Source organism: Pseudomonas sp. LBUM1666, from assembly GCF_059695775.1.
This window is the reverse complement of sequence record NZ_CP166789.1, coordinates 3897076-3910110: the sequence shown is the minus strand read 5'-3', so window position 1 is coordinate 3910110 and position 13035 is coordinate 3897076. Positions and strand designations below refer to the sequence as shown.

Sequence of the window (13035 nt, the reverse complement as noted above, 5' to 3'; positions counted from 1 at the left end):
TCGACCCCAAGCTGTCCTTTCACGAAAAGCAGCTAACGACCGCCCCATAGCGGTCATTGAGTGCAGGTCTGCTAAACCTTGATGTAGGCCTGGCCGAGCGGTTCCTGTACGTTACGAGTGCTATAGAGAGTTGAAACAATCAGCAGATCTGAGTCCTAATCGTGCAAATTTCTGTATGCAATAAACTGAGGCGATGACTGAATATGTAGTGGTCTAATGAAACCGGACACCCATTTAGGCGAGAATGCTCGCCAGATCGAGGTGTCAGATGACCAAACAACGCCGTTCCTTTTCCGCTGAGTTCAAACGCGAGGCTGCCGACCTCGTGCTCAAGCAAAACTACAGCTACATCGAAGCCAGCCGTTCACTCGGCGTCGGCGAGTCGGCCCTGCGCCGTTGGGTTGACCAGGTTCAGAAGGAACGCCAAGGCGTTACTCCGCAGAGCAAAGCGCTGACATCAGAGCAGCAGAAAATCCAGGAGCTGGAAGCCCGGATCGCCCGCCTTGAACGGGAGAAATCGATACTAAAAAAGGCTACCGCGCTCTTGATGTCGGAAGATCACAAGCGTACGCGCTGATCAATCAGCTGAGCGTCCACGAGCCGGTTGATTGGCTGTGCCAAGTGTTTGAAATCAACCGCTCAAGTTACTACGCCCACCGCCTCAAGCGTCGAACGCCTGATGTCGAACGGCTTCGGCTACGCAGCCGGGTGAGCGAGTTGTTTTCGCAAAGTCGCAGTGCTGCCGGCAGCCGTAGCATTCTCTCGTTGATGCGTGACGATGGTGAGCAACTCGGTCGGTTCAAAGTACGCAGCTTGATGCGTGAGCTTGACCTCGTGAGCAAACAGCCAGGGTCTCATGCTTATAAACGGGCGACGGTTGAGCGGTTGGATATCCCGAACATCTTGAATCGGGAGTTCGATGTCCCGGCACCCAACCAAGTGTGGTGCGGCGACATCACCTACATTTGGGCTCAGGGGAAATGGCATTATCTGGCTGTCGTGATGGATCTTTGCGCGCGCCGGGTGGTGGGCTGGGCGTTGTCGGAAAAGCCGGACGCCGAGCTGGTTATCAAGGCGCTGGATATGGCCTACGAACAACGAGGAAGGCCTCAGGGCCTGCTGTTTCACTCTGATCAAGGGTCGCAGGGCGGATTCAACCGGTCGTCGCAACACCTTTGATCGAGGTGTTTATGGGACGGTCTGCAGGCTGGATGCAAAAGTTGACGGGGCGTGGAGCGATGCGTTCGCCAGGTGCGCCGTCACTTCGTAATGAAATCGAGCGGCTGTTCTGGAAACAAATCGCAACCGGGATCACAAGCGAAAAGGCAGCGGAGGCGACTGGCGTATCATCAGCGGTAGGCACACGCTGGTTCCGTCATCGGGGCGGGATGCCATTGTTCATGTCTAACCAAATATCCGGAAGGTACTTATCGTTCGCAGAGCGAGAAGAGATTGGGCTGCTTCGGGCGAAAGGTGTTGGCGTACGTGAGATTGCGCGTCTCCTTGGACGAAGCCCGTCGACAGTTTCACGGGAACTGACACGTAATGCTGCAACTCGTTGCGGTCGGCTTGAGTATCGTGCTTCAGTCGCACAATGGAAGGCAGAACTGGTTGCCAAAAGACCGAAGCCAGCGAAACTGTTGACTAACCCGCGGCTGTGTCACTACGTGCAAGACCGTCTGGAGGGTAAAGTTCACGGCGCTAATGGTCGCGAGATTGTTGGGCCTCGACAAGCTCCCTTCAAAGGCCGAAATAAACCACATCGCAGTGACCGTAAATGGGTCAATGGCTGGTCGCCCGAACAGATTACCAACCGGTTAAAGATCGATTTTCCGGACGATGAATCCATGCGCATCTCTCACGAAGCCATATATCAGGCCCTCTATATTCAGGGGCGAGGAGCTCTTAAGCGCGAGCTAGTGAGCTGCCTGCGCACAGGGCGAGCATTGCGTGTGCCGAGAGCTAGGGCGCAGGCCAAAACATGGGCGCACGTCAGCGAGGATGTCATGATCTCCAGTCGCCCTGCTGAGGTGGAAGACCGGGCTGTACCAGGGCATTGGGAGGGAGACCTGATCATCGGTCTGAACCGATCTGCGATTGGAACCCTGGTCGAGCGCTCAACTCGATTCACCATGCTCGTCCACCTGCCTCGCGAGGAAGGTTATGGGCTAATTCCTCGAACGAAGAACGGCCCGGCGCTGGCCGGCTACGGGGCTGTCACTATGGCCAATGCACTGAAGAAGACGGTGACTGACCTACCCATCGAATTGTGGCAATCTTTGACTTGGGATCGTGGAAAGGAACTATCTGATCACGCTCGATTTACCATCGAATCCGGAGTGAAGGTCTTTTTTGCTGACCCTCATAGTCCATGGCAGCGCGGCACGAACGAGAATACGAACGGTCTTCTGCGCCAATACTTCCCGAAAGGTACCGACCTGTCTCGCTGGAGTGCCCAAGAGATCCAAGCCGTAGCCCATGCGCTGAACACAAGGCCTCGGAAAACACTCGGCTGGAAAACACCTGCCGAAGCACTAAACAAGTATCTAAAATCAATTCAACAATCCAGTGTTGCGACGACCGGTTGAATCCGCCCAGTATGCGAGTCGTTTATTTCGCCAGCGACTGTGGCGTTATCGAATGCGTCAGAGCATGAGTCGTCGGGGAAATTGCTGGGACAACGCGCCGATGGAGCGCGTGTTCCGCAGCTTGAAAACAGAATGGATACCGACCACGGGCTACAGGACTGCTCAAGAAGCCCAACGCGATATCAGTGATTTCTTGATGCATCGGTACAACTGGATTCGGCCCCATCAATTCAACGATGGACTGGCGCCAGCTCGGGCCGAAGAAAAACTTAACGTCGTGTCCGGGATTAGTTGACCACTACAATATGGTAGGAACTGCAGGCGCGAAACCTGACAAAGTGTTGCGATTGGCGGCGATGAACCCTGGAAATATTAATATGGTTCGCGAGCTCACTGCCCCCGAAGCTGTCGCTTACTGTAAGGCTCATCAACACCTATTGAATCATGACGAAGCGACCTCTCTAATCGAGATCGTAAGAAGAAACCTTGCAGCCTTTGAGAATTGCGCAAGGGAACTATCAAAAAAACAACCAGGTCCCGGCGGACGTGGCGTGCTACAGCGGGAAGCGAAAATAGAAGTCAATCGCCATTTTCTGAACTTCTTAGCCGCCGTACGACAATTCCTAGATCACACTGAGACACGTCTAAAGAGAGAATATGCCAAAATTCCAGAAGTCTTTGGAGCATTTCGCAAGCATATAGAAGCTGCATTCGATGGCGTTTTCGCTTACCGCTTTATCTACAAACTTAGAAATTTCTCTCAATATTGTGGTGCGCCGGTGGGTGTTGTCGACTTTGAAACCACAGCAATAGGAACTAGCGGAATGACGATGCACGCACTGCATCTATTGTTCGATGCGGAGCAGCTACTGCGTGATGGTGGAGATATTTGGGGGCCGGTTAAGGCTGATCTAAAAAAACTAGGTACACGGTTCCCTGTGGACCCATTGCCTCGCAAGGTCACGACCGAGCTTGAATCAATTTGGGAGGCTGTGCGGCATGCTGAACGGCCACATCTAGAGGAAAGCGTTAAAATCATATTAACGACTATTAAGGACGTGCCCCCTCCTTATACGACACCAGCGGTCATCAGGCTATGGCATCGGAAGAACTCAACGACCTTAGAGCTCATCAATCCACCTGTCGAAACAATGTCCTGGCTTGGTGATAGTACTTTCAAAGAGATACTTTGAGCTAGGCATTGACGAGGTGCTGACGGCGGCGCTATCAAGAGGTACTACCTTATCTTGGTGTGCATTTAGTGACTGCTTTCTAGAGACGCCAGAGCCCCGTTCGTTGGCCTGCTGTCACTTGTGACCGGCCGCCCTTGGCCGTTTTCTGCCTGTGGCGAGGGGCCGCAAACAAGGAGAAGGTGCAGGATATCGCCCGGCAGGCCCCGGTGGATCACCGAGCTGTTGGCTTGAGTTTGCCGAGGTCCCCTCACAAACAAACTGTCGAATCGCCGGGCTGCGGGGGGCTGGTTTGAAGTTTCGTATCTGCGCGAAGAAATAGCAGGTAGGTTAATAGAGTCCATAAAAAGGCCGCTGCAAACACAGCGGCCAGAAGCCGTCTCCCGATTTACAGTGGGAGGCAGTTACAACAGATAAGACTCAAACTTTCGCTGGGTTCTGTTTCTCCGGGTCAATCCCATAAAGCGCAATCGCCTCAGCTACTTTTTCCCTTGGCACCCCTCCGTCATCGGCCAGCGCTTTCAAGGCCGCCAACGCGATGAAGTGGCGATCCACTTCGAAAAACCTGCGCAGCGATTCTCGGGTATCCGATTGGCCGAAACCGTCGGTGCCTAATGCCACGAAGCGCCGCATGGGCACGAACGGGCGGATCTGGTCGGCGAATATCTTCATGTAATCAGTCGCGACCACCACCGGACCCTGTTTATCTTGCAGGCAACTTTCAACGTGACCGATACGTGGCGCCTTATGCGGGTGCAGCAAATTCCAGCGTTCGGCATCCTGGCCGTCCCGACGCAGTTCGGTCAGGCTGGTGACGCTCCACACTTCGCTGCTGACGTCGAAGTCCTGCTCCAGCAACTGCGCGGCGGCAATGACTTCTTGCAGGATTGAACCGCAACCCATCAGTTGTACGTGCTTGCCTTCGATTGGCTGCGCCGGGGCTGAGAGTCGATACATGCCTTTAAGAATGTCCTGCTCGATACCTTCGGGCATGGGCGGGTGGGCGTAGTTTTCGTTCAACAACGTGATGTAGTAATAAATGTCTTGGTTTTCGACATACATTCGCCGCATGCCATCCTGGATGATCACGGCCAGTTCATAGGCGAACGTCGGGTCGTAGGACACGCAGCACGGTACGGTGGAGGACAGCACATGGCTGTGACCATCGTCATGTTGCAGGCCTTCGCCCATCAGCGTGGTTCTGCCGGACGTTGCGCCCAGCAGAAAACCTCGGGCGCGGGCATCGCCAGCCGCCCAGGCCAGATCGCCGACGCGCTGGAAGCCGAACATTGAATAAAAGATGTAGAAGGGCACCGTCGTCACGCCGTGCGTACTGTACGAAGTACTCGCCGCGATCCACGAAGAAATCCCGCCGGACTCGTTCAGTCCCTCCTGCATGATCTGCCCATCCCGCGCCTCCTTGTAATAACTCAGTTGACCGGCGTCCTGAGGGGTATACAACTGGCCGATGTGGGAATGGATGCCGATCTGGCGGAACAGGCTTTCCATACCGAAGGTGCGTGATTCGTCCGGGACAATGGGCACGATCAGCTTTCCGATATTCGGGTCTTTGAGCAACGTGCCGAGGATGCGCACAAACGCCATGGTGGTGGAAATACCGCGCTCGCCAGTGCCTTTGAGCTGGGTGTCCAGGGCCGACAATGGCGGGATCTGCAACGGCTCGACTGCACTGAAGCGTGCAGGCACGTAACCGCCCAGTTGGGTACGCCTGGCTTGCAGATAAAGGGCCTCGATACTGTCCGCTGCCGGTTTGAGGTAAGGCATGTCGCCCAGTTGATCGTCGGTGAGGTCCAGCGCGAAACGATCACGGAACGCTTTGACAGCGTCCTCGCCCATCTTCTTGAGCTGATGGTTGATGTTCTGGCCTTCGCCTGCTTCGCCCATGCCGAAGCCTTTCACGGTCTTCGCCAGAATGACCGTCGGCCCGCCGGTGTGGCGCATCGCGGCGGCGTAGGCGTTGTAGACTTTTTCCGGGTCATGGCCGCCGCGAGAGAGCTTCCAGATTTCTTCGTCGCTCAGGTCGCTGACCAGTTCCAGCAACTCGGGGTATTTGCCAAAAAAATGCTCACGGACGTAAGCGCCGTTTTGGGATTTGTAGTTTTGATAGTCGCCGTCCACGCATTCCATCATCCGCTGGCGTAGCAGGCCGCTTTTGTCCTTTTCCAGCAAGGCATCCCAACCGCTGCCCCAGATCACCTTGATAACGTTCCAGCCGGCCGCCCGATACAGGCTTTCAAACTCCTGAATGACCTTGCTGTTGCCGCGCACCGGTCCGTCCAGACGCTGGAGGTTGCAGTTGACGACAAAAATAATATTGTCGAGCTTCTCCCGACCCGCCAGGGAAATCGCCGCCAGGGATTCCGGCTGGTCCATTTCTCCGTCACCGAGAAACGCCCATACTTTGCGCCCTTGATGTTCTTTCAGGCCACGGTCTTCGAGGTAGCGCATGAATCTGGCCTGATACGCGGCGGTGATCGGTCCTAGTCCCATGGACACCGTCGGAAATTGCCAGAAGTCCGGCATGAGCCTTGGATGCGGATATGACGAGACACCGTCGCGGTCAGTCTCGCGGCGGAAGTTGTCCAGCTGTTCTTCGCTCAGGCGACCTTCCAGATAGGCGCGCCCGTAGATGCCCGGTGAAGAGTGGCCCTGGATATACACCATGTCGCCACCAAACTGCTCGGTGCGCCCACGGAAGAAATGCTCGAAGCCGACGTCGTACAGAATGGCTGCCGAGGCATAGGAAGCGATGTGCCCGCCCACGTTCGAATGTTTTCCGGCGCGCAGCACCATGGCCAAAGCGTTCCAACGGATATAAGCATTGATCCGGCGCTCTATTGTCAGGTCTCCGGGGTAGGGCTGCTGACGGTCGACCGGGATTGTGTTGACGTAGGGCGTGGTGACGCGCCCGTAAAAATCACCATGGCGGCTGGCATCGAAATCCAGCATCTGATCGATCAGGTAGTGAGCGCGAGAACGCCCTTCGACGCTCGCCACCGATTCGATGGATTCGAGCCATTCGCGAGTTTCTTGTGGATCCTCGTCGAGAAACAGGGGTTGTTGTGCCATCGTCGTCTCCTGGACAGTGCAGCAGCACCGAGTCGTTGGGTGCCTGGCTAAGGGGCGTGGGTCGACGCCAACCTAAAAGAATATTTGTAGTTGCAGTTGCAACTACATGCGAGAACTTAGCCTGCCACACGCTACAATTGCAACTAAATCGATGTCATGAAAAGGGTGATGCATGTCTTCAAGCGATCCGGATACCTGGTTCAGATTCGTCAGGGCCCACCGCTGCCTGATCCGGGAAATCGAGCGTCGACTGGCGGCTGCCGGGCTGCCGGCGTACGCGTGGTACGACGCGTTATGGGGCCTGGAAAGCGGCCCTGAAGGCACCAGACGCATGAGCGAATTGGCTGACGTGATGGCGATCGAGCGCTACAACCTCACCCGGTTGGTGGACCGTCTGGAGGCCGAAGGCCTGGTCACACGCAGCCGTGCCAGCGATGACGGCCGTGGTGCGTATGCCGCCATTACCGAGAGCGGGAAAGTGCTGCGTAAAAAAATGTGGAAAATCTATGAAGGGGCGGTGGACGAGCTGTTTTTGTCGCAATTCGACGACGAGCAACAGCGATTCCTCAGTGACGCGCTTGAGCGGGCCGCAATGGCAGCGCGCAACAGTGGGCGAGCGGGCTGAGCGTTGTCCTGTCATTGCAGCAGATAACGCCCCATGGCCTGTTCGACGCACGCCTGCGCGATAACACCTTCCTGGGCTAGGGCTCGCAGAGCGAGTGCCACGATCCAGCGTTTATCCACCGATTTGCCCGAAGATGTTTCGGTTGAGTCCGCGCCGAGCGCCACGAACCGTGACTGGATATGCCCACCGATCTGATCGGCGACATGCTGGGCATAACCGGTCACAGCCACCACCGGGCAATCATCGGCGCTCAGGCAGTCGAGCAAATGCGACGACCGCCGCGGCATGTCAGGATGCATCCGGTTCCAGCGTTGTGCCTTGTCTGCATCACGGGCCAGGCGGGTGTAGCTGGGGCAGCTCCAGAGTTCGCTTTCGACGCCCCAGTCATCACGCAACATCTGCGCCGCTGAGGCTACCGACTGCAAGGCCAGCCCCGCGCCCAACAAGCGGACCCGGGGTTGCCCGGCATCTGTATCAATCTCGTTGAGTTTGTACATGCCCTTGAAGGCCTGGCTCGCACTAAGGTGGCTGATGGGGGCGACGAAATCATTGGGTTCATCGTGAAGCGCCATGTAATAGAAGCCGGCATTGTCTTCCACATACAAACTTTGCAACGCAGCTAGCGCAATGGCGTGCGCTTCGGCACCGCTGGCGGGGTCGAAGGGCAGGCAGTGCGGGTTGGCGGCCAGCCAAAGCGGAACCCAGGGGTGAGCGCCTTTAGGCCAGCGGGAGGGCAGGGTTTCTATGTCATTGCACAGAATGCCCCGGCGGGCGGACTCGTTTGAAAGTGCGCAAAGTTCGGCTGATGTCGCAGAACTGGTCAGGTACAACAGCGGTTTTTCGCTGGCGCAGGCAGTATGGCTAAAGCGCAGAGGCCAGGCGCTGATACGTGTGTGACAGCTTTCGACTTGAGACTGCTTGTCGGACCGGATGACCCAGACATGCCTGGCCGTTCCCGGATCCCTTTCCAGTCGGTTGGCGATATCGATCATGGTGTAAAGCGGAGAGGAGAAGCCAGCGGTGTGTTGATGTGCCGGGGTTCGGATTTTATCGATGCAGGCCTGAGCGGCAAGGCGGGTATCTGGTGTTTTGCTGAAGCTGGAAAAGCCGATCATATTCCGAAAATCTCCGTGCGTTCCGTCATGCTTGCACCATACTGCACGCCTTAATATGATTGCAAATGCAATTAGATTGCCATGGGATGGAGTCTCCTCATGAACGCGTCTTACCCATTGCCCTGTAGACGGAAGCCAGTGTGCGCAGCGCTTGTGCGACCGTCCGCTTCGGCCGGTTAATGCCTGTCGCGAAGGACTGCAATTGGCCGTTTTCTGCCCTTCACGCACTGAGGAAGGTAGCCGATTACCTAAGCCGATGCGGAAGTGCGTGATAGGACGGGTAGCTGAAAGTTTGAAAGGAAATGCGATGAGTAAGGATAGAGATAGCGAGGAAAACCAGAGCCTGGGTGAAAAGTAAAAACAGGCGAACCGCTGATGGAACAGGCGGTGCAAGCATTACGCCGGTACCACGAAGCGCAGAGACTTAGCCTGCGGAAGAAGTGGAGAAGCTGCGCCTCGAAGCGGAAGCACTGTTCGTTGCTGTTCACGAGCATCAGCGCCAGGCCTTCGGCGGGTGCGCTCCTGACAGCCTTCCACCGGACTAGGTACTCGTTTGCAGCTGTGTCGAGCGCCAAAGCCGCAGTTGGCAAGATCAAGGGTAACAGGCAATCAACTGCGCATGAGCGAGACGAATACCTGAAAACCTTGCTTGTCGAACGCCCCAGCAGTACTTGCGCAGGCACTCGACTCTGACCTTGGATCATGCCTGGTTCTGATGGGCCTCGGCGAGAAAGCTCCAGACAGATGGGTTCTCGCCGAAAGCCACGTTGAAACGCAGCCAAGGCGTGGCTTGTAGGGAAGGGCGGAAGATACAGCCGGGTGACAGCAGGATGTTCTGTTTGAGTCCGGCACGCGTCAGAGCCACTGGATCAAAATCGGCCTTGCTACTGCCGATCCACAGATAAGGAGTGGGGGCGGCGGGCGCCCAGCATTGCCAGCCGAGTTGTTGCAGTTGCTGTCGTGCGGACAATTGCGCGTTGAGCAGCCGAGCGCTCAACTTCTGGCAGCGTTTGCGCTGGGTACCGTCGTTGAGCATCTGCAGTGCTAATTGTTCACTCAGTTGCGAACTGTACAGCCCGGTGGTCATCTTGTAATGCAGCAGGGCTTCGGCCACCGCCGGTTCCGCAGTGATGAAACCGACGCGTAGCGAGGCTGCCAGAGTCTTGGAGAAGCTGCCGATGTGGATAACCCGCTGCAGATTGTCCAGGGCCGCTAGCGGTGCCTGATTGTCGCCGACCAACTGACCGGACACATCGTCCTCGACGATCCAGCAGTCATGGGTGTCGGCCAGTTGCAGCACACGATGCGCCACGGCCGGGCTGTAACTGGCCCCGGTCGGGTTCTGCAGCCAGGGATTTGTGAAGAATGCCTTGGGTTGATGCAGCGTCAGTAGCTCGTCGAGTTTTTCCACATCCGGCCCCTGCGGTGTCCAGGGTACACCGATGGCTTTGATCTTGTGATCGCGCAGGTTGGCCAGCAGATTGATGTAGCCGGGGTCATCCACCAGCACGCAGTCTCCGGGTTGCAGCAGGGCGCGGACCACCAGATTGAGCGCCTGGCTGGCACCGTTGGTGAGCACGATATGGTCTATGTGCGCGGGAACGCCGCGATCACTCAGGTAGCGCTGGATCCAGCTGCGCAAACCATGGTCGCCACGGGATTCACCATACTCGGTAATCAGCCCGCTGGAGCGGCCCAGGGCGCGCATCGCCAAGTGCAGGCCTGGCTCATCCAGCCAGGTGTGCGGCAGACCGCCACTGCCTGGTTGCAGGGCATCCGCATCTGGGTGAAAGGCGTCATCCAGCAGCCAGTAAACATCGCTGAGCGGCGCTGTGATGCGCTGCTGCTCGATGCTAAGGGTAGTTTGCGCGACAAAGAAACCATCGCCTTTGCGCGCCTCGACATAGCCCAAAGCAACCAGACGGTCGTATGCCTGAACCACGGTGAAGGTGCTGACATCGAACTCCTTGGCTGCGGAACGGATAGACGGCAGGCGAGTGCCTTGGGCCAGTTGGCCGTGTTCGATGCGCTGGGAAAAGTGCTCTACCAGTTGACCGATGAGTGAGGTTTTACGAGCAGGTTCCATTGGCAGGGGGAGGCATCCGCGGGCTGAGGGGCAATGGCTGCCATTTTAGGAGCGCTGGCCCTGGAAAGGAAGTTTGCCGGTGCAGTCGCCAGGGGGCTACCTGCCTGTGCAGGGCGGTCGTGCCCCGATGTTTTGTCGCCCCCTGTACAGGTTTTTCAACTGATACAGGTGCGGTCCATTTAGGGGCTGCTGTGTATGGAGCCTGAACGCAGAAGGGATAACGTGGAGGGGCGTTACCAGCACTCATCAGAGGAACACCCCAGATGCGCACAATAACAAGAATACTCATCGGCTCTTTCATCTTTGCCAGTTGCAGTTTTGCCCAGGCAGAAACTCCAATCGTTCGGATTGCCATTGAAGGGGCCTATCCTCCGTACAATTTCGTCAATCCGGATGGCAGTCTCGGTGGCTTCGATGTCGACATCTCCAACGCCCTGTGCGCGGAGATGAAAGTCCAGTGCAAACTGATCAAACAGGACTGGGACGGCATCATTCCCGGGCTGATGGCGAAGAAGTACGACACCATTGTCTCCTCCATGGCGATTACCCCGGAGCGCGAGAAAAAGGTCGCATTCTCGGACAAGTATGAGGGCGGCTACTCCATGCTGTTCGGCAGCAAGAGTCTGACCGACAGCAGCCCGGCGGCCCTGCAGGGCAAGGTCATCGCCGTGCAAAAAGGCTCGATTCAGGAGAACTTCGCCAAGGATTACTACGAGAAGGCCGGCATCCGGGTACAGCGCTACCCGGATACGCAGACGGCGCTGATGGATCTGAACGCCGGGCGGGTGGACGCCGTGGTGCTGGAAGTCGGGATTATCTACGACACGCAGAAAGATCCGAACCTGGGCGCCTACCATGCCTTTGGCGAGAAATTCAATGATCCCAAGTACTTTGGCACAGGCTCCGGGATTGCCATGCGCAAGGGTGATCCGGCCCTGCTTGGGCAATTCAATCAGGCGCTCAAGACCATTCTCGCCAATGGCACCTACAAGCAGATAAACGATAAGTACTTCCCGTACAACCAGTACGACTGATGCCCTCTCACTGGTGTCGGTTTCGCCGCGCCAGGTTGATCTTTCAATTTGGATATCCCCATGCAACAGCAGCAACATGCGCTTGTAGTGCAAACCGTGGGCAGCCCGCGCGAAATCATCAGCCTGCACTTCGGCCCGCAAGGGCAGGGGCCCAAGGCTTACCTGCAGGCTGGCCTGCATGCCGACGAACACCCCGGCATGCTGGTGCTGCATCACCTGAAACTGCGGCTGCTGGAACTCGAGGCCGCTGGCCGACTAACCGGTGAAGTGGTGCTGGTACCGATCGCCAACCCGATTGGTCTGAGCAACTACGTATTCGGCCGCCAGTTGGGGCGTTTCGAGTTGTCCAGCCGGGAAAACTTCAATCGTCACTACCTTGACCTAGCCGAACTGGTGCGTGAGCAGGTGGCCGACGAGTTAGGAACGGATGTCGACGCCAACGTGGCACTGATTCGCCAGTGCATGCGCAGCAGCCTGCAAGCGTTGCAGCCCCGCACCGAGCTTGAGTCGATGCGCCTGACCCTGCTGCGGCTGGCCTGCGATGCCGACTGCGTGCTCGATTTGCATTGCGACAGCGAGGCCATGGTGCATCTCTATGTGCACAGCGAGCAGCAGGCCGAAGCCCGCGTGCTGGCGGGCCTGACCGGCGCGCATGCGACTCTGCATGCCCTGAAGCAGGGCGGCAGTTCCTTCGACGAAACCTTCACCGCTGCCTGGTATGACCTGCGTCAGGCCTTTGCGCAGCAGCCGATTCCCATGGCCACCTTCGCCGCCACGGTCGAGTTGCGCGGCACCAATGATGTCAGTCATGAACTGGCTCAGGCCGATGCCGAGGCGCTGCTCGCCTACCTCGGTCACCTCGGTCTGATCGCCGATGCGCAGCCGGTGGTGCCGCCGCCAGTGCACGAGCCGACGCCGCTGGCTGGGGTCGAGGTGCTGAATGCACCGCACTCAGGTGTGGTGGCTTACCGTGTACCGATCGGCAGCTGGGTCGAGCCGGGCACCGTTTTGGCCGATGTTATCGATCCGCTGACTGATCGGGTCAGCCCCCTCACCAGCAACACTTGCGGCGTGTTTTACGCGCGGGTGCTTGAGCGTTTCACGGAAGCCAATACCGAGCTGACCTTCGTCGCAGGGCAAGTGCCGCTGCGTAATGGATGTTTGCTTGGTGCCTAAGGATTCATCCCCCGGTCAAGCAGGGCAGGTAACAGGAATAACAATAAGATGACCATGAAATTACGTTTCCCGTTGGTACTGATCGGCAAACACATGCTGGCGGACACCCGCACTGGCGAAGACTTGCACGT

At 57.2% G+C, this 13035-nt stretch carries 8 protein-coding genes and 2 pseudogenes; 7 read left to right on the top strand and 3 right to left on the bottom strand.

Annotated elements, in window-relative coordinates; translation table 11 throughout:
- Window positions 1-268: 268 nt before the first annotated feature.
- The 4 genes and pseudogenes from ACA056_RS17920 to ACA056_RS17905 all read left to right on the top strand — a co-directional run.
- Window positions 269-1176: pseudogene (locus tag ACA056_RS17920) on the top strand (IS3 family transposase); the annotation flags it as partial.
- A gap of 35 nt (window positions 1177-1211) precedes the next feature.
- Window positions 1212-2588 carry an IS30 family transposase gene (locus ACA056_RS17915; RefSeq protein ID WP_497266487.1) on the top strand — a complete coding sequence of 459 codons (1377 nt, stop codon included), beginning with the start codon at window positions 1212-1214 and terminating at the stop codon, window positions 2586-2588.
- 4 nt (window positions 2589-2592) lie between these two features.
- Window positions 2593-2883: pseudogene (locus ACA056_RS17910) on the top strand (integrase core domain-containing protein); the annotation flags it as partial.
- Complete coding sequence (locus ACA056_RS17905) at window positions 2825-3781, top strand: hypothetical protein (protein WP_497266586.1); 957 nt, start codon at window positions 2825-2827, stop codon at window positions 3779-3781. The pseudogene ACA056_RS17910 and the gene ACA056_RS17905, both read left to right, overlap by 59 nt.
- 417 nt (window positions 3782-4198) lie before the next feature.
- Here ACA056_RS17905 and aceE read toward each other — a convergent pair whose 3' ends face one another.
- The gene (gene aceE, locus ACA056_RS17900) at window positions 4199-6868 is read right to left on the bottom strand and encodes a pyruvate dehydrogenase (acetyl-transferring), homodimeric type (RefSeq protein ID WP_497266584.1); all 2670 of its coding nucleotides are present in this window, start codon (window positions 6866-6868) and stop codon (window positions 4199-4201) included.
- Between the two features lie 172 nt (window positions 6869-7040).
- Here aceE and ACA056_RS17895 point away from each other — a divergent pair, with 172 nt between their 5' ends.
- Window positions 7041-7493 carry a MarR family winged helix-turn-helix transcriptional regulator gene (locus ACA056_RS17895; protein WP_497266582.1) on the top strand — a complete coding sequence of 151 codons (453 nt, stop codon included), beginning with the start codon at window positions 7041-7043 and terminating at the stop codon, window positions 7491-7493.
- 11 nt (window positions 7494-7504) lie between these two features.
- Here the strand turns inward: ACA056_RS17895 and ACA056_RS17890 are convergent, their stop codons facing one another.
- Both ACA056_RS17890 and ACA056_RS17885 read right to left on the bottom strand, forming a co-directional pair.
- Window positions 7505-8608 carry a transketolase-like TK C-terminal-containing protein gene (locus ACA056_RS17890; protein ID WP_497266580.1) on the bottom strand — a complete coding sequence of 368 codons (1104 nt, stop codon included), beginning with the start codon at window positions 8606-8608 and terminating at the stop codon, window positions 7505-7507.
- A gap of 700 nt (window positions 8609-9308) precedes the next feature.
- A complete protein-coding gene (locus ACA056_RS17885) occupies window positions 9309-10694 on the bottom strand; it encodes an aminotransferase-like domain-containing protein (RefSeq protein ID WP_497266578.1) in 1386 nt (461 codons plus the stop codon).
- 263 nt (window positions 10695-10957) lie between these two features.
- Here ACA056_RS17885 and ACA056_RS17880 point away from each other — a divergent pair, with 263 nt between their 5' ends.
- Window positions 10958-11728, top strand: coding sequence for a transporter substrate-binding domain-containing protein (locus ACA056_RS17880; protein ID WP_497266576.1), 771 nt, complete (start codon window positions 10958-10960; stop codon window positions 11726-11728).
- 60 nt (window positions 11729-11788) lie between these two features.
- Complete coding sequence (locus ACA056_RS17875) at window positions 11789-12904, top strand: succinylglutamate desuccinylase/aspartoacylase family protein (protein ID WP_497266574.1); 1116 nt, start codon at window positions 11789-11791, stop codon at window positions 12902-12904.
- The last annotated feature ends 131 nt before the right edge of the window (window positions 12905-13035 follow it).